Origin of the sequence: Saccharothrix variisporea (genome assembly GCF_003634995.1) — a bacterium.
Lineage (GTDB): Bacteria > Actinomycetota > Actinomycetes > Mycobacteriales > Pseudonocardiaceae > Actinosynnema > Actinosynnema variisporeum.
In genome coordinates this window covers 3,802,071-3,821,778 of sequence record NZ_RBXR01000001.1, presented here as the reverse complement: position 1 = coordinate 3,821,778, position 19,708 = coordinate 3,802,071, and the positions used below count along the sequence as shown (strand labels likewise).

The following is a 19,708-nucleotide window of genomic DNA, read 5'->3' as shown; positions in this document are numbered from 1 at the left end:
GAGGGGCGAGGGGTAGTGGCGAACGAGGACAAGCTCCGGGACTACCTCAAGCGGGTGACCGTCGACCTGCAGAAGACCCGGCAGCGGCTGCACGACGTCGAGGCGGCGGCGCACGAGCCGATCGCGATCGTCGGCATGGCGTGCCGCTACCCGGGCGGGGTGACCGGTCCCGAGGACCTGTGGCGGCTCGTCGCGTCCGGGACCGACGCGACCGGCGCGTTCCCGACCGACCGCGGCTGGGACCTGGCGGCGCTGCACGACCCCGAGTCGCAGCGCGAGGACACTTCCTACACCGCGCGCGGCGGGTTCCTCTACGACGCTGCGGATTTCGACCCGGCGTTCTTCGGCATCAGCCCGCGCGAGGCGGTCCGGCTGGACCCGCAGCAGCGGCTGCTGCTGGAGGTGGCGTGGGAGAGCCTGGAGCGGGCGGGCATCGACCCGGCGTCGCTGGCGGGCAGCCCTACCGGCGTGTTCACCGGCTTGATGTACCACGACTACGCGGGCAGCAACTCGTCCGGCAGCGTCGTGTCCGGCCGGGTCGCCTACACCCTGGGCCTCGAAGGTCCCGCCGTCACCGTCGACACGGCGTGCTCGTCGTCGCTGGTCGCGCTGCACCTGGCCATCCAGGCGCTGCGCCGGGGCGACTGCACGCTGGCGCTGGCCGGCGGCGTGTCGGTGATGGCGACCCCGTTGACGTTCGTGGAGTTCTCGCGCCAGCGCGGCCTGTCGCCGGACGGCCGCTGCCGGTCGTACTCGGCCGACGCCGACGGCACCGGGTTCGCCGAGGGCGTCGGCGTGCTGCTGGTGGAGAAGCTGTCCGACGCGCTGGCCAACGGCCACCACGTGCTGGCGGTCGTGCGCGGCTCGGCGGTCAACCAGGACGGTGCTTCCAACGGCCTGACCGCGCCCAACGGGCCGTCGCAGCAGCGGGTCATCGAGGCCGCACTGGTCGACGCGGGCCTGTCCACGAACCAGGTCGACGTGGTCGAGGGCCACGGCACCGGCACCACGCTGGGCGACCCGATCGAGGCGCAGGCCCTGCTCGCCACCTACGGCCAGGACCGCTCCGACCCGCTGTGGCTGGGGTCGGTGAAGTCCAACATCGGCCACACCCAGGCCGCCGCCGGCGTCGCCGGGATCATCAAGGTGGTCGAGGCGATCCGGCACGGGGTCATGCCCGCGACCCTGCACGCCGAGCAGCCCTCCGACCAGGTCGACTGGACGGCGGGCAACGTGAAGTTGTTGACCTCGGCGACCCCGTGGCCGGAGACCGGGCGTCCGCGCCGGGCCGCCGTGTCGTCGTTCGGGTTCAGCGGCACCAACGCGCACGTGATCATCGAGCAGGCTCCTGACCAGGAGGTTCCCGGGACGGCGTCCGCGCCGGTGACCTCCCTGCTGGTCACCGCGCGCGACCCGCGTGCCCTGCGGGACCAGGCGCGGCGGCTGGCGTCCGTGGTGTCCACCGTGGACCCGGCCGAGCTGGGGTACGCCCTGGCCACCTCCCGGACGCGGTTCGAGCACCGGGCCGCCGTGGTGGGGACCTCGGCTGCCGAGTTGGCGGACGGCCTTGCCGCGCTGGCTCGGGACGAGAAGGCCGCCGGCGTGGTGCAGGGTCGGGTGGCCGAGGGCAAGCCCGCGATGCTGTTCTCCGGTCAGGGTGCCCAGCGCCTGGGCATGGGGCTGGGGCTCTGTGAGGCGTTCCCGGCGTTCGCTGCGGCCTTCGAGGAGGTCTGCGCGGCCCTGGACCCGCACTTGGACCGGCCGTTGCGTTCCGTGTTGGAGACCGAGGAGCTGCACCAGACCGGGTACACCCAGCCCGCGCTGTTCGCGATCGAGGTGGCGCTGTTCCGGCTGCTGGAGTCGTGGGGCGTGACGCCGTCCGCGCTGGTCGGGCACTCCATCGGCGAGTTGGCCGCCGCGCACGTGGCCGGGGTGTTCTCGCTGGCCGACGCGGCTCGGCTGGTCGTCGCGCGCGGCCGGCTCATGCAGGCCCTGCCGTCCGGTGGCGCCATGCTCGCGGTCGAGGCGACCGAGGACGAGGTCCGGCCGCTGCTGGGTGCGGACGTGGACATCGCGGCGGTGAACGGTCCGCGGTCGGTCGTGGTGTCGGGTGCCGAGGACGCCGTGGCGGCGGTGGAGGCGCACTTCGCCGACCGCCGGACCAAGCGGCTGACCGTGTCGCACGCCTTCCACTCGCCGCTCATGGAGCCGATGCTGGCCGAGTTCCGGGCAGTTGCGCAGTCGATCGCCTACCGGGAATCTGCGCTGCCCATCCTGTCCACAGTGGACTCGGCGGGTGACTTCACCGATCCCGAGTACTGGGTGCGGCAGGTGCGGGCGACCGTCCGGTTCTCCGATGCCGTGCGGGCGGTCGAGGCCAAGACCCTGCTGGAGATCGGCCCGGACGCCGTGCTCGCCACGATGGCGGCGGACAGCGTTGCCGACGACGTGGTGCTGATCCCGCTGCTGCGCAAGGACCGCGACGAGCCGCGTGCGCTGGTCGAGGCGTTGGCGCGGCTGGAGGTCCGGGGCGTGACCGTGGACGCGGAGGCGTTCTACGGGCGCACCGGGCGGTCCCTGGTCGAGCTGCCGACGTACGCGTTCCAGCACGAGCGGTTCTGGATGGACAGCGTCCAGGCGTTCACCGCGGCAGGCCCTGGCGATCCCTTGCGCTACGAGGCCAAGTGGGAACGCCTGCCCAGCGGCACCGCCCGCACCCTCACCGGCACCTGGCTGGTCGTCGGTCCGGAAAGCGCCGAGGTCGCGGGAGCGCTGGCGGCGAACGGTGCGACCACCGTCACGGCCGGTCTCGACGGCGTGGCCGAGTCGCTGGCGGAAGTTGCCGGTGTCGTGTCGCTGCTGGGTGCGGCGGACACGTTGAAGCTCATCAAGACGGTTGCGCCCCAGGGTGTTCCGGTGTGGGCGGTGACGCGGGGTGCGGTCGGCACCTCGCCCGCCGACCCCGTCACCGACCCCGACCAGGCGCTGGTGTGGGGACTCGGCCGGGTCGCCGCGCTGGAACTGCCGCAGGTCTGGGGCGGCCTGGTCGACCTGCCCGCCGTCCTGGACGATCGCACCGCCGCCGCCCTGGCCACGGTGCTCGCGGGCATCGGCGAGGACCAGGTCGCGGTCCGCCCGGACGGCGTGTTCGCCCGCCGCCTGCACCGCGCCCCGGCCGGCCCCGCCCGACGGCAGTCCGTCACTGGCACGGTCCTGGTCACCGGCGGCACCGGCACGCTCGGCATCGAGGTCGCCAAGGCCTACGCCGACGACGGTGCCGACCACGTGGTGCTGCTCAGCCGCCGGGGCACCGCGCCGGCCGAGGCACTGGCCGGGATCGACGCCCGGGTCACGGTCGTGGCCTGCGACGTCGCCGACCGCGCGGCCCTGGAAGCCGTCGCGGCCCAGCACGACGACATCCACGCGGTCGTCCACGTCGCCGGCCTGGCCCAGCTGACGCCCATCGCGGACATGACGGACGCCGAGTTCGCCGACGTCGTGTCCGCCAAGGTCGAAGGCGCTCGGAACCTGGACGCGGTCTTCCCGGACGTGGCCGAGTTCGTGCTGTTCTCGTCGGTCGCGGGCGTGTGGGGCAGTGGCGCGCAGGGCGCGTACGCCGCCGCCAACGCCTACCTCGACGCCCTCGCCGCGCAGCGCCGCGCCCGTGGCAAGGCCGCCACCTCGCTGGCCTGGGGGCCGTGGGCGGGCAGCAACCTGGTGGACGACGACATCGACGCCGCCCTCCGCAAGCGGGGCCTGTCCCCGATGGCCCCGGACCGGGCGGTCGCCGCGATGCGCACCGCCCTGGCCGCCGCCGACACCGCCGTGGTCCTCGCGGACGTCGACTGGACCGCGTTCGTCCCGTCGTTCACCGCCCTGCGCCCGAGCCGGCTGTTCGACGCGATCCCCGAGGCCGTCACCGAGACCGACACCGGATCGACCGACGACCTGGCGCGGCTGCTGGCCGACGTGCCCGAGGCCGACCACCTGGACCACGTCACCACCCTGGTCCGCACGCAGGTCGCGCTGACCCTCGGCTACGCGGGACCCGAGGCCGTGGAAGCCACGCGCGCGTTCAAGGAGCTGGGCTTCGACTCCGTCACCGCGGTCGAGTTCCGCAACCGCATGATCGAGGTCACCGGCATCCGGCTGTCGGCGGCGGTCGCGTTCGACTACCCGACCCCGCAGGCCCTCGCCGAGCACCTGCTGGCCAGCGGCACCCACGAGGTCGTCAGCGCCACCGGGTTCAGCGACGAGCCGATCGCCATCGTCGGCATGAGCTGCCGGTTCCCCGGCGGGGTCGCGACGCCCGAGCAGCTGTGGGCGATGCTGCGCGAAGGCCGTGACGGCATCGGCCCGTTCCCCGCCGACCGGGGCTGGGACCTCGACGGCCTGTTCCACCCCGACCCCGAGCACCCCGGCACCAGCTACGTCCGCGAGGGCGGGTTCCTGCACGACCTGCCCGGCTTCGACGCCGCCTTCTTCGGCATCAGCCCGCGCGAGGCCGAGGCGATGGACCCGCAACAGCGGCTCGTGCTGGAGGCCGCGTGGACGGCGTTCGAGGACGCGGGCATCGACCCGACGTCCCTGCGCGGCACCCCGACCGGCGTCTTCGTGGGCACCAACAACAACGACTACATCCGGCTGACCGGGGCGGTCGGTGCGAGCGCCGAGGGCTTCATGGCCACCGGCAACGCCGCCAGCATCCTGTCCGGCCGCCTGTCCTACGTGCTGGGGCTGGAAGGCCCGGCGGTCACCGTGGACACCGCGTGCTCGTCGTCGCTGGTCGCCCTGCACCTGGCCGTGCAAGGGCTGCGGTCGGGCGAGTGCTCGGCGGCGGTCGCGGCGGGCGTCACCGCCATGTCCACGCCGGGCGCGTTCGTGGAGTTCTCCAAGATGCGAGGGCTCGCGCCGGACGGCCGGTGCAAGGCGTTCGCGGCCGGCGCGGACGGCACGAACTGGGGCGAGGGCGTCGGCGTGGTCGTGCTGATGCGGCTGTCCGACGCGGTCGCCGCCGGGCACGACGTGCTCGCGGTGATCAGGGGGACGGCGGTCAACCAGGACGGCGCGTCCAACGGCCTGACCGCGCCCAACGGGCCGTCGCAGCAGCGGGTCATCCGCGCCGCCCTGGCCAACGCGGGCCTCGAACCGTCCGACGTGGACGTCGTGGAGGCGCACGGCACGGGCACCGCCCTGGGCGACCCGATCGAGGTGGACGCCCTGTTCGCCACCTACGGCCAGGACCGGGACCGGCCGCTGTGGCTGGGGTCGGTCAAGTCCAACATCGGCCACACGCAGGCCGCCGCCGGTGTCGCCGGCGTGATCAAGACCGTGCTGGCGCTCAAGCACGGCGAGCTGCCGAAGACCCTGCACGTCGAGGAGCCCACCGGGCACGTCGACTGGTCCGGCGGGGTGCGGCTGCTGGCCGACGCCCAGCCGTGGCCACGCGGTGAGCGCCCGCGCCGGGCGGGTGTGTCGTCGTTCGGGTTCAGCGGCACCAACGCCCACGTGATCATCGAGGAGCCCGCCGAGGCTCCCGCGCCGGAACGGCCCGCGTCACCCGAACCGGTGGCCCTGGTCCTGTCCGCACGCTCCCAGGCGGCACTCCAGCAGCAGGCGGCCGACCTCCTGCCCCTGCTCGACACCGAGGAGCCGCGCGACCTCGCGTACTCGCTGTCGTTGCGCGCCCACCACGCCCGCCGCGCGGTCGTCGCCGGTGACCTGCGTGCCGGCCTCACCGCGCTGGCGGCCGGCGAGCCGTCGCCCAGCGTCGTCACGGGCACGGCGAACCCGGCCGGGAAGGTCGCTTTCACCTTCCCGGGCCAGGGTTCGCAGTGGGCCGGCATGGCCGTGGAGCTCCTCGACTCCTCCCCGGTCTTCGCCCAGCGCATGGCGGAATGCGCGGAGGCGATCGACCGGTTCACCGACTGGTCGTTGCTGGACGTGGTCCGGGCTGTCGAAGGCGCACCTTCCCTCGACCGGGTGGACGTGGTGCAGCCCGTGCTGTTCGCCGTGATGGTCTCCCTGGCGGCCCTGTGGCGGTCCCACGGCGTCGAGCCGTCCGCCGTGATCGGCCACTCGCAGGGCGAGATCGCGGCGGCGGCCGTCGCGGGCGCGCTGTCGCTGGAGGACGCCGCCAAGGTCGTCACCCTGCGCAGCAACGCGTTGCTGCGGCTGTCCGGCAAGGGCGGCATGGTGTCCGTGCCGCTGCCCGCCGACCAGGTCCGCGAGCGCATCGAGCACTTCGCCGGCCGCGTCACCGTCGCCACCGTCAACGGCCCGAGGTCGACGGTCGTCGCCGGTGAGCCGGAAGCGCTGGAGCAGCTGCTGGCCGAGTGCGCGGACAACGGCGTGCGGGCCAAGAAGATCGACGTGGACTACGCCTCGCACTCCGCCTACGTCGAGGAGATCCACGACGAGCTGCTGGACGTCCTCCAGGGCCTCGCGCCCCGCACGTCGGACGTCCCGTTCTACTCCACAGTGGACAGCTGCTGGCTGGACACGACGCTGATGGACGCCGAGTACTGGTACCGGAACCTGCGCCAGACGGTGTGGTTCCAGCCTGCCGTGCGCGCCCTGCTGGATGCCGGGTTCACCGCGTTCGTGGAGTCCTCGCCGCACCCGGTGCTGACCATCGGCGTGCAGGACATCATCGACGACGCCGAGGCCACCGCGTCCGTCGTCGGCTCGCTGCGCCGCGACGAGGGCGGCCTGGCCCGGTTCCAGCTGTCGGTGGGCGAGGCGCACACCCACGGCGTGAAGGTCCGCTGGCCGCACGGCGACGCCCGCAAGGTCCGCCTGCCCGGCTACCCGTTCCAGCACGAGCGGTTCTGGCCGGAGGCGGGCGCGGTCGTGGCGGATGCGGCGGGCCTGGGCCTGTCCGCCGCCGACCACCCGCTGCTGGGCGCGGCGGTCGCGGTCGCCGACACCGACGGCCTGCTGTTCACCGGCCGCCTGTCGGTGGGCACCCACCCGTGGTTGGCGGACCACGCGGTCGGCGGCCAGGTCCTGGTGCCCGGCACGGCGTTCGTGGAGCTGGCGGTCCGCGCCGGCGACGAGGTCGGCCTCGGCAAGGTCGAGGAACTGACCCTCACCGCCCCCTTGGTGCTGCCGGAGAAGGGCGCGGTCCAGGTCCAGATGTGGGTCGGCGCACCGGACGAGACCGGCCAGCGCCCCCTCAAGATCCATTCCCGCCCGAACGACGACACCCCGTGGACCCGCCACGCCGTGGGCCTGCTGGGCGAAGCCGACCAGCCCACCACCTTCGAACCGGTGTGGCCCCCGGAGGCCGAAGAACTCCCGGTGGCCGACCTCTACGACACCCTCGCCACCGCCGGCCTGCACTACGGCCCGTCCTTCCGGGGCGTCCGCCGGGCGTGGCGGCGCGACGACGAGATCCTGGCCGAAGTCGGCCTCCCGGAGCCCGCCGGCAAGGCCGCCTTCGGCCTGCACCCGGCCCTCCTCGACGCCGCCCTCCACCCACTCGCCCTGAGCACGACCAGCCAGGGCCCGCTGCTCCCGTTCGCCTGGACCGGCGTCTCCCTGCACGCCGCCGGCGCCACCACCCTCCGCGTCCGCCTGCGCCCCACCGGCCAGAACGCCGTGGAGCTGACCGCCACCGACCACACCGGCACCCCGGTCGCCACGGTCGAGTCCCTGGTCCTGCGCGAAGCCGCCGCCCCCACCACCCAGACCACCCACCACGACGCCCTCTTCCGCCTCGACTGGACTCCGCTGACCACGAGCACCGACCTGTCGTACCCCGGTGGGACACTGGAGACGGGGGCCGGAGGCCACCGCTGGGCCACGCTCGGCACCCTCGACCTCCCGCGGAAAGCCGGCCTGGTCACCGACACCTACGCCACCCTCGCCGACCTCAAGACCGCCCTCGACAACGGCGCCCCGGTCCCGGACCGCGTAGCCCTGCCGTGCTTCCAGACCGCGCAAGACCCGGTCCAAGGCGCCTACCAGGCCGTCACCACCACCCTGGAAACCCTCCGCGAGTGGCTGGCCGACGAACGCCTCACCGAGTCCAAGCTGGTCGTCGTCACCCGCAACGCCATCAGCACCCACGACCCGGCCGAAGACCTCGCCCACTCCCCGATCTGGGGCCTGGTCCGCAGCGCCCAGACCGAGAACCCGGACCGGTTCGTCCTCCTCGACATCGACGACCGCGACCCCCACCGAGCCCTGACGACGACCGAACCCCAGCTCGCCATCCGCGACGGCGTCGCCTACGTCCCGCGCCTGGCCCGAGCGACCACCACGCCCGCCCTGGTCCCCGACACGGACCGCTGGCGGCTGGACGTCACCGAGAAGGGCACCCTGGACAACTTCGCCCTCCTCCCCGCCGGCGACCCGAAACCCCTGGGCCCCGGCCAGGTCCGCATCGCCATGCGCGCGGCGGGCCTGAACTTCCGGGACGTCCTGATCGCCCTGGACATGTACCCGGGCGACGGCGTGATGGGCGGCGAGGGCGCGGGCGTGGTCGTCGAGACCGCCCCGGACGTCGAGGGCATCACCCCCGGCGACCACGTCATGGGCCTGTTCCACGACGCCTTCGCCCCCGAGGTCGTCACCGACGCCCGGATGGTCGTCCGCGTTCCGAAGGGCTGGTCGTTCGCCACGGCGGCGGCCACCCCGATCGCGTTCTGCACCGCCTACTTCGCCCTGGTGGACCTCGCCGAGGTCAAGCCGGGCGAGAAGGTCCTGATCCACGCCGCCGCCGGTGGTGTCGGCATGGCCGCCGTGCGCCTCGCCCGCCACCTCGGGGCCGAGGTGTTCGCCACGGCCAGCCCCGGCAAGTGGGACGCCCTGCGCGGCATGGACCTGGACGATGACCACATCGCCAACTCCCGCACGCTCGACTTCGAGGACAAGTTCCACGGCATCGACGTCGTCGTCGACTCGCTGGCCAAGGAGTTCGTGGACGCGTCCCTGCGCCTGCTGCGCCCCGGCGGCCGTTTCATCGAGATGGGCAAGACCGACGTCCGCGACCCCGACAAGGTCGCCCAGGACCACCGCGGCGTGGCGTACCAGGCGTTCGACCTGCTCGCCATCGACCCGGACCGGGTGGCCGCGATCCTGCGGGACGTCCTGGCCCTGTTCGAGGACGACAAGATCACCCCGCTGCCGATCAAGCCCTACGACCTGCGCCGCGCGCCCGAGGCGTTCCGGTTCATGTCCAAGGCCAAGCACGTCGGCAAGCTGGTGCTCACCGTGCCGCCACGCCGCGACCCGGACGGCACGGTCCTCATCACCGGCGGCACCGGCACGCTCGGCGGCCTGCTGGCCAAGCACCTGGTCACCGACCACGGCGTCAAGCACCTGCTCCTCACCTCACGCCGAGGCCTCCAGGCCGAAGGCGCGGCGGACCTGGCCGCCGAACTGACGGCCCTGGGCGCGCAGGTCACCATCGCCGCCGCCGACGCGGCCGACCGCGGCCAACTGGCCGAAGCCCTGGCGCTCGTGGCACCAGAGCACCCCCTGACCTCCGTCATCCACACCGCGGGCGTCCTGGACGACGGCGTGGTCACCGCGCTCACCGAGGACCAGGTCCGCAACGTCCTGCGCCCCAAGGTCGACGCCGTGGTCAACCTGCACGAGCTGACCCACGACCTGGCCGAGTTCACCGTCTTCTCCGCCGCCGCCGGCACCTTGGGCGGCCCGGGTCAGGGCAACTACGCGGCGGCGAACGTCTTCCTGGACACCCTGGTCGCCCAACGACGCGCGGCCGGGCTCCCGGCCCAGGCGCTGGCGTGGGGCCTGTGGGGCGAGGCCAGCGGCATGACCGCGCACCTCGACGCCAACGACCGCGCCCGCATGGCCCGCGGCGGCCTGCTGGAGCTGTCGGTGGCCCAGGGCATGGCGCTCTACGACGCGGCCCAACGCATCGACGAGCCGCTCTTGGTGCCCATGCCCGTCGACCCGACCGCACTGCGGGAACTGAGTCGGGTGGACATGCTGCCGGTGCTGCTGCGCGGCCTGGTCCGCGGCCCGGCTCGCCGCACGCTGGAAGCCACGCAGTCGGCGGGCGCGTTCAAGGACGAACTGCTGCGCCAGAGCGGACCCCAGCGCCGGCACACCGCGCTGGAACTGGTGAAGGCACAGGCCGCCACCGTCCTCGGTCACTCCAGCGCCAACGCCGTCGAGCCCAACAAACCCTTCACGGAGTTGGGTTTCGACTCGCTGACCGCCGTCGAGTTCCGCAACCGCCTCAAGGCGGCCACGGGCCTCAAGCTGCCCGCGACCATGGTGTTCGACTACCCGACCGCCGCCGCCCTCACCGACTTCCTGCTCGCCGAACTGGCCCCCGCCGAGGTGGACCCGGCCGAGGCCCTGCTGGGCGAGCTGGACGTCCTGGAGCGGTCGCTGGCGGGCGCGGACGTGGACGAGTCGGTCAAGGCGCGGATTACCGAGCGGTTGCAAGCGGTGCTGTCGAATTGGCGTGGACAGTCCGACGCGGGCGCCGACGCGGGCGGACCGGACGTGGACACGGTGCTGAAGACCGCCTCGGCCGACGAGCTGTTGCGGTTCATCGACGACGAGCTCGGCGCCGCCTGAAGAAGGTCGCGCCGAGGAGGGCAACTGATGGCCAACGAAGAGCAGCTTGTCGAGTACCTCCGACGCGTGACGGCAGACCTCCACCAGACCAAGCAGAAGCTGAAGGAGGCCACCGAGCGGGAGCCGATCGCCGTCGTCGGCATCGGCTGCCGCTTCCCGGGCGGTGTGCGCTCGGCCGAGCAGCTGTGGGAGGTGGTGCGGTCCGGCGCGGACTGCACCACCGACTTCCCCACCGACCGCGGCTGGGACCTCGACGCCCTGTTCGACCCGGACAACCCCTCCGGCACCAGCTACGTGCGGCGCGGCGGGTTCATCCCCGAGGCCACCGGGTTCGACGCCGGCTTCTTCGGCATCTCGCCCCGCGAGGCCCTGGCGATGGACCCGCAGCAGCGGATGATGCTGGAGGCGTCCTGGGAGGCGTTCGAGCACGCCGGGATCGACCCCGACTCGTTGCGGGGCAGCAAGACCGGCGTGTTCGTCGGTGCCAACAGCGCCGAGTACCTGACCGCGATGCAGCGCAACATGGACGCGCTGATCGGCTACACCATGACCGGTGTGGCGGGCAGCGTCGTGTCCGGCCGCGTGTCCTACACGCTGGGGCTGGAGGGCCCGGCGGTCACCGTGGACACCGCTTGCTCGTCCTCGCTGGTGGCGGTGCACGTGGCCGCGCACGCCCTGCGCAACGGCGACTGCACGCTCGCGCTGGCCGGCGGGGTGTGCGTGATCTCCACGCCCGGCACGTTCGTGGAGTTCTCCAGCCAGCGCGGGCTCGCGCCGGACGGCCGGGTGAAGGCGTTCGCCTCCGCCGCCGACGGCACCGCGTTCGGCGAGGGCGTGGGCGTGCTGGTGCTGGAGAAGCTGTCCGACGCCCGCCGCAACGGCCACCACGTGCTGGCGATCGTCCGCGGCTCGGCGGTGAACCAGGACGGTGCTTCCAACGGCCTCACCGCGCCCAACGGTCCGTCGCAGCAGCGGGTCATCCGGGCGGCCCTGGCCAACGCCGGCCTGCAACCGTCCGATGTGGACGCTGTCGAAGCGCACGGCACCGGCACCACCCTGGGTGACCCGGTCGAGGCGCAGGCGTTGCTGGCCACCTACGGCAAGGACCGCGACCGGCCGCTGTGGCTGGGTTCGGTCAAGTCCAACCTCGGCCACACCCAGGCCGCCGCCGGTGTCGCGGGCGTGATCAAGATGATCATGGCGTTGCGCAACCACGAGCTGCCACCCACCCTGAACGTCGACTCGCCGTCCCACCACGTCGACTGGGGCGACGGCGCGGTCAAGCTGGTCACCGAGCCCGTCGAGTGGGCGCCGGGGGACAAGCCGCGCCGCGCGGGCGTGTCGTCCTTCGGCATCTCCGGCACCAACGCGCACGTCGTGATCGAGGAAGCCCCGGCCGCCGAGGTCTCCCCGACCGAAGTCGTGGACGGCCCGACCCTGTGGGTGCTGTCCGCCAAGACCGAAGCCGCCCTGCGCGACCAGGCCGCCCGCCTGCGCGAGCACGCCGAGGGCCTGGACACGCACGGCATCGCGCACGCCCTGGCCACCACCCGCGCCCGTTTCGAGCACCGGGCCGTGCTGGTCGGCGAGCGCGCCGAGCTGGACTCGGCGCTGTCGGCGCTGGCGGACGGTGGTGCCGCCCCCAACCTGGTCACCGGTACCGCCGAGGTCGGCGACCGGACCGCGTTCCTGTTCCCCGGCCAGGGCTCGCAGTGGCTGGGCATGGCCGCCGAGCTGCTGGAGACCTCACCCGTCTTCGCCCAGCGCATGGCCGAGTGCGCCGAGGCCGTCGACCGCCACACCGACTGGTCCCTGCTCGACGTGCTGCGCGGCGTCCCCGGCGCGGCCTCGCTGGACCGCGTGGACGTCGTCCAGCCCGCCTTGTTCGCCATGATGGTGTCGCTGGCGGCGCTGTGGCGTTCGCACGGCGTGGAGCCCGCCGCCGTCGTCGGCCACTCGCAGGGCGAGATCGCCGCCGCGTGCGTCGCCGGGGCGCTGTCCCTGGAGGACGCGGCCCTCGTGGTGACCTTGCGCAGCCAGGCGATCGCCGTGGACCTGGCCGGGCGCGGCGGCATGGTGTCGGTGTCCGCGCCGATCGCCGAGGTCGCCAAGCGCCTGCCCGCCGGGGTGTCCGTGGCCGCCGTCAACGGTCCCTCCACGGTCGTGGTGTCCGGCGACAACGACGGCCTGGACCGGCTGCTCGCCGAGTGCGCCGAGAACGGCGTCCGAGCGCGGCGCATCGACGTGGACTACGCCTCGCACTCCGCGCACGTCGAGTCCATGCGCGACGAACTGCTGCGCGTGCTGGCCCCGATCAAGCCGCGCACGTCCGAGATCCCGTTCCACTCGACCGTCGTGGGCGAACCGATCGACACGGCCGAACTGACCGCCGAGTACTGGTACCGCAACCTGCGCCAGACCGTCGAGTTCGAGGACACCGTGCGCGGCCTGGTCGCGGCGGGCGTGGACTCGTTCATCGAGGTCAGCCCGCACCCCGTGCTGGTGCCGGCGGTCGGTGACCTGCTCGCGGACGGCGGTTCGGTGGTGGGCACCCTGCGCCGGGACGACGGTGGCGTGCGGCGGTTCCTGCTGTCCCTGGCCCAGGCCCACACCCGCGGGGTCCAGCCGGACTTCTCGACCCTGGTCGCCGGCCGGCCGGTCGCCCTGCCGACCTACGCGTTCCAGCACCAGACCTACTGGCCCAAGGACGTGGGCGCGCCCGCCGACGCCGCCGGGCTGGGCCTGGGCTCCACCGGGCACCCGCTGCTCGGGGCGACCGTGGCCCTGGCCGGCGCGGACGGCGTGCTGCTCACCGGGCGGCTGTCGGTGTCGGCGCACCCGTGGCTGGCCGACCACCGCGTGGCGGGCCGGATCTTCCTGCCCGGCACGGCGTTCGTGGAGCTGGCCGTGCGCGCCGGCGACGAGGTCGGGGCCACGGCGGTGGAGGAACTGACCCTCGAAGCGCCGCTCGTCGTGCCGGAGAAGGGTTCCGTGCAGGTGCAGCTGCGGGTCGGCGAGCCGGACGCGGCCGGCGTGCGGCGGCTGACCGTCCACTCGCGGTCCGACGACGACAGCGCCTGGGTCCGGCACGCCACCGGCACGCTGACCAGCGGTGCTGTCGACGCCGTCGCCTTGGGGTCGTGGCCCCCGGCCGGTGCCGAGGCCGTGGAGGTCGGCGAGCTGTACGAGCGCTTCGCGGCGCTGGGCATCACCTACGGTCCCGCCTTCCACGGGCTGCGGGCGGTGTGGCGGCGCGGGGACGAGGTGTTCGCCGAGGTCGCCGCGCCCGACCAGGCCGACGTGACCGGGTTCGGGCTGCACCCGGCGGTGCTGGACGCGGCGCTGCACCCGTTGGCGCTGGGCGTGTTCACCTCCGAGGGCGACGGGCCGTGGCTGCCGTTCGCGTGGCACGGCGTGACCCTGCACGCGACCGGCGCGACCGCCCTGCGCGTGTCGCTGCGGGCGGCCGGTTCGAATGCGGTCGCGGTGTCCGTGGCCGACCACACCGGTGCTCCGGTCGTGTCCGTCGACGCCCTGGCCGTGCGGCCGTTGCCCGCGAACGCCCTGGCGGAGCTGGGCAACCCGCGCCACGAGGCCCTGCACGTCCTGGACTGGGCACCCGTGCCGGTCGCGGACGGCGAGGTCTCGCTGGTCGAGGTCGACAGCCTCGACGCCGTGACCGAGGTCCCGGACTTCGTGGTGCTGCGGGTCTCGGCCGAAGGTCCGCTGGTCGAGGCCACTCATGGAGCAGTGAACCGGGTGCTGGAGACCGCACAGGCCTGGCTCGCCGACGAACGCTTCGAGAACTCGCGGCTGGTGGTGCTCACCCCGGACGCCACCCACCCGGCCCTGGCCGCCGTGTGGGGCCTGATCCGGTCCGCCCAGTCGGAGAACCCCGGCCGGTTCGTGCTGGTCGAGGCCCCGGACGGGGTCGACCTCGGTCCCGCCCTGCGCACCGGCGAACCCCAGCTCGCGCTGCGCGGTGACCAGGTCCTCGCGCCCCGGCTGGCCAAGGCCCCCGGCGAGCTCGGCTCGGTGAAGTTGAGCGGGACGGTGCTGATCACGGGTGCTTCGGGCGTGCTCGGCGGCGTGGTCGCACGGCACCTGGCGACCCACCACGACGTCGACCACCTGGTCCTCGCCGGTCGGCGCGGCCTGACCGACGAGCTCGCCCGGCTGCGGGACGAGCTGGACGTCCGGGTCACGGTCGCCGCCTGCGACGCCGCCGACCGCGAGGCCCTGGCCGCGCTGATCGCCGAGCACCCGCCCACCGCGGTCGTGCACACGGCGGGCGTGCTGGACGACGGCATCCTGTCCTCGCTCACCCCCGAGCGGATCGCGACCACCCTGCGGCCCAAGGTCGACGCGGTGGTCAACCTGCACGAGCTGGCCGGTGACGTCGAGGCTTTCGTCCTGTTCTCCTCGGCGGCGGGCGTGTTCGGCGGCCCCGGCCAGGCCAACTACGCCGCCGCAAACGCTTTCGTGGACGCCTTCGCCGCTCACCGCCGCGCACAGGGCAAGCCGGCCGTCGCGCTGGCCTGGGGCATGTGGGAGCAGCGGACCGGCCTGACCGGCGCGCTGGACGACGCCGACCTGGCCCGGATGCGCCGTTCCGGCGTCCGCCCGCTGTCCACGGAGGACGGTCTGGAGCTGTTCGACCAAGCCCTGGCCGCGCCGGAGGCAGCTCTGGTGCCGGTCCGGCTGGACCTGGCCGCCCTGCGCGAGCAAGGCCCGGCGCTGGTGTCCGTGCTGCGCGGTCTGGTCCGCGTCCCGCACCGCCGTCAGGTCGAGGCCGGTGCCGCCGCCGCGTCCGACCTCGTCGGCAGGCTGGCCGGCCGGGGCGTGGAGGAGCGGCGCAAGGAGCTGCTGGACATCGTCCGCACCCAGGTCGCCGTCGTGCTCGGCCACAGCGACGGCAGCGCGGTCGGCGCGGCCAAGGCGTTCAAGGAACTGGGTTTCGACTCGCTGACCGCCGTCGAGTTCCGCAACCGCCTCAACGCCGCGGTCGGCCTGCGCCTGCCCGCGACCCTGATCTTCGACTACCCCAACCCGACCGCGCTCGCCGAACACCTCGACGCCGAGCTGTTCGACGGTGCCGCCGCCCAGACCGTGGTCGCCACGACCCGGCAGACCGACGAGCCGATCGCGATCGTCGGCATGGGCTGCCGCTTCCCGGGTGGTGTGACCTCGCCCGAGCAGCTGTGGGACCTGGTGGCCTCGGGCGTGGACACCGTGTCGGGCTTCCCGACCGACCGCGGCTGGGACCTGGACAACCTGGTCGACCCCGACCCCGACCAGCCCGGCCGCACCTACTGCGGCGAAGGCGCGTTCCTCTACGACGCGGCCTGGTTCGACGCCGGCTTCTTCGGCATCTCCCGCCGCGAGGCGCTGGCGATGGACCCGCAGCAGCGGCTGTTCCTGGAGACCTCCTGGGAGGCCGTGGAACGGGCGGGCATCGACCCGACCACCCTGCGCGGCAGCCGGACCGGCGTGTTCGCGGGCTTGATGTACCACGACTACACCGCCCACCTCCAGCACCTGCCCGACGAGCTCGACGGGTTCATCGGCACCGGCATCGCGGGCGGGGTCGTGTCCGGGCGCGTGTCCTACGTGCTCGGGCTGGAAGGCCCGGCCGTCACCGTGGACACCGCGTGCTCGTCCTCGCTGGTCACCATGCACCTCGCCGCGCAGGCCCTGCGCAACGGCGAGTGCACGCTGGCACTGGCCGGCGGCGTGACCGTGCTGGCCACCCCCAACGCGTTCATCGACTTCAGCCGCCAGCGGGCGCTCGCCCCGGACGGCCGGTGCAAGTCCTTCGCGGCGGCGGCCGACGGCACCGGGTGGGGCGAGGGCGTCGGCGTCCTGGTCCTGGAACGGCTGTCCGACGCGCGCCGCAACGGCCACCCGGTCCTGGCGGTCGTGCGCGGCACGGCGGTCAACCAGGACGGTGCGTCCAACGGCATGACCGCGCCCAACGGGCCGTCCCAGCAACGCCTGATCCGCCAGGCGCTCGCCGACGCCGGCCTGCGACCGTCCGACGTGGACGCGGTCGAGGCGCACGGCACCGGCACCACCCTGGGCGACCCGATCGAGGCGCAGTCCCTGCTGGCCACCTACGGCCGCGACCGCGGCGACCACCCGCTGTGGCTGGGCTCGATCAAGTCCAACATCGGGCACACGCAGGCCGCCGCCGGCGTGGCGGGCGTGATCAAGGTGGTCGAGGCGATCCGCCACGGCGTCCTGCCCGCGACCCTGCACGTGGACGAGCCGTCACCGCACGTGGACTGGGCGGACGGGGCCGTGCGGCTCCTGACGGAGTCCGTGCCGTGGCCGGAGACCGGTCGCCCGCGCCGGGCCGGGGTGTCGTCGTTCGGCATCTCCGGCACCAACGCGCACGCGATCATCGAGCAGGCCCCCGACTCCCTGGTTCCGGTTTCCTCCGCCGATCTCCCAGTGGTGCCGCTGGTCGTGTCCGGACGGGACCGCGAGGCCTTGCGCGCCCAGGCCGCCCGTCTGCTGAGCCACCCGGCCGACGACCCGGCCGACCTCGGCTTCTCCCTGGCCACCACCCGGACGGCGTTCCGGCACCGCGCGGTCGTCGTCGGTACTCCGGACGAGTTGCGCGACCGCTTGGCGGCCCTGTCCCGGGGTGAGTCCGTGCCCGGCGTGGTGGAAGGCGTGGCAGAGGACTCGGGTACGGCCTTCCTGTTCACCGGTCAGGGTGCGCAACGCCTCGGCATGGGGGCTGACCTGCGGGTCTTCCCGGCGTTCGCGGCGGCCTTCGACGCGGTGTGCGCGGAGCTGGACCAGCACCTGGACCGGCCGTTGCGCGAGGTGCTCGTCACTGAAGACCTGCACCAGACCGGCTACACCCAGCCCGCGCTGTTCGCGTTCGAGGTGGCGTTGTTCCGGCTGGTCGAGTCGTGGGGGGTGCGGCCGGACTTCGTGGCCGGCCACTCCATCGGCGAACTCGCGGCGGCGCACGTGGCCGGCGTGTTCTCCCTGGCCGACGCGGCTCGCCTGGTCGCCGCGCGGGGCCGCCTGATGCAGGCCCTGCCGACCGGTGGGGCGATGGTGGCCGTGCAGGCGACCGAGGACGAAGTCACCCCGCTGCTGACCTCCGGGGTGGCCATCGCGGCGATCAACGGGCCGGTCTCGATCGTGCTGTCCGGCGCTGAGGCGGACACCCTCGCGGTGGCGGCGGAGCTGGCTGCACGGGGTCGCAAGACCAAGCGGTTGACCGTGTCGCACGCGTTCCACTCGCCGCTGATGGAGCCGATGCTGGCCGACTTCCGCGCGGTCGCCGAGACCGTCACCTACCACGAGCCGACGATCGGGATCCTGCCCGCAGTCACCGATGCGGAGTACTGGGTGCGGCAGGTGCGGGAGCCCGTGCGGTTCGCCGAGGCCGTGCGGGAACTGGCGGGCCGGGGCGTGAAGACGTTCCTCGAACTCGGCCCGGACGCGGTGCTGACCGCGATGGGACAGGAGAGCGTCGCCGACGCCGCCTTCGTGCCCGCTCAGCGCAAGGACCGCACCGGCCCGGCCGTGCTGACCGAGGCCGTGGCCCGCCTGCACAGCCGGGGCGTGACCGTGGACTGGGCGGCGTTCTTCGCCGGCGCGCGCCGCGTCGACCTGCCGACCTACGCGTTCCAGCGCACCCGCCTGTGGCCGGACGCGCCGGTGCAGACCGCACCGACCGACGACTTCTGGGCTGCCGTGGACCGGGCCGACCTGGGCTCGCTGCTCGGCTTGGACGACTCGGCATCGCTCAAGGACGTCGTCGCCGCCCTGGCCGCCTACCGCCGCGGTCCCGAGCCCGGCCACCAGGTCCGGTGGCGCCCGGTGGCCGGCCTGCCGACCGCCTCGCTGCACGGGATCTGGCTGGTCCCGGCCGACGCCGAGCAGGTCGGCGAGGCCCTGGCCCGCGCCGGCGCCGAGGTCCGCCACTACACCGCCCCGACCGCCGAAGCCCTGCTCGCCCTGGCCCCGGACCGGATCGTCTCCGGCGTCCTGGCGACCACCGGGTCCCCGGCCGCGCTCCTCGCCGAACTCGCCGAAGCCCGCCTCGACACCCCGGTCTGGTACCTGACCCGGGCCGCGGTCGCCGTGACGCCCACCGACCGGATCACCGACCTGACCGGTGCCGCCGTGTGGGGGTACGCCCGCCGGGCCGCCGTCGAGACGCCTCGGGCGTGGGGTGGCGTGATCGACCTGCCCGAGGCGCTGGACGACCGCTCGCTGACCGCCCTGACCGCCGTGCTCACCAAGGGTGCGGGGGAGGACCAGGTGGCCGTGCGCCCGGCCGGCGTGTTCGCCCGACGACTGCTGACCGCGCCCGCCGCGGCACCGTGGACCCCCACCGGCCCGGTGGCCGTGCACGGCGGCCCGCTCGCCGACCGCATCGCGGTGCTGCTGGACGAAGCCGGGGTGAAGGTCACCACCGGCGCGGCCGAAACGCTGGTCGTCACCAGCGACGCCGACGACCCGATCGCCACCGCCCAAGTGTCCGACGCCACGCATCTCCTTCTGGTGTCCACAGTGGACGAGCTGTTCGGGGTTTCGGGGTCACCCGAGATCGCGGCGACCTTCGACGCCCTGGCCCACCAGCGATCGGGCGCGGTTTCCATCACGGTCGACGTCGACGCGCGCAACTTCCTGACCACCGTCGCGGACGGCCGGGTCGCGGGCGTCCCGGACTGGGGGACCTTCGTTCCGGGTTACACCGAGTTCCGGCCCAGCCCGCTGCTGGCGGAGCTGCCGGACGCCCTGCGGCACGCCACCGAGGCCGACGACGGCGGGGGAGCCGACATCGACAGCCCCGCCGCCCTGCGCCGCCTGCTCGACGGCGCCGACGAGGAGCAGGCCCGGTCCGTGTTGTCGCACGTCGTGCGGACGCAGACCGCGTTCACCCTCGGCCTGCCGTCGGCCGCCGGCGTCGACGACCACGAGGAGTTCCTGGAGATCGGGTTCTCCTCCCTCACCGCGGTCGAACTGCGCCGCCGGCTCGAAGCCCTCACCGGCCTGGAGCTGTCCGCCGCGCTCGTCTACGACTGCCCGACACCCGCCGAGGTCGTGGAGCACCTGCTGGGGGACCGCGCGCTGGTCGCGGAGCTGTCCACCCGCGACCGGCAAGCCGCCTGAC

General features: G+C 73.8%; 1 protein-coding gene and 1 pseudogene. Both read left to right on the top strand.

The features are described 5' to 3' along the window. Window positions 1-15: 15 nt before the first annotated feature. Entirely contained in the window at window positions 16-10,563 is a 10,548-nt protein-coding gene (locus DFJ66_RS44280; protein ID WP_246029790.1) for a type I polyketide synthase, read from the top strand. Between the two features lie 39 nt (window positions 10,564-10,602). Continuing rightward, window positions 10,603-19,707, top strand: a pseudogene (locus DFJ66_RS16905) (type I polyketide synthase); the annotation flags it as partial. Window position 19,708 lies beyond the last annotated feature (1 nt).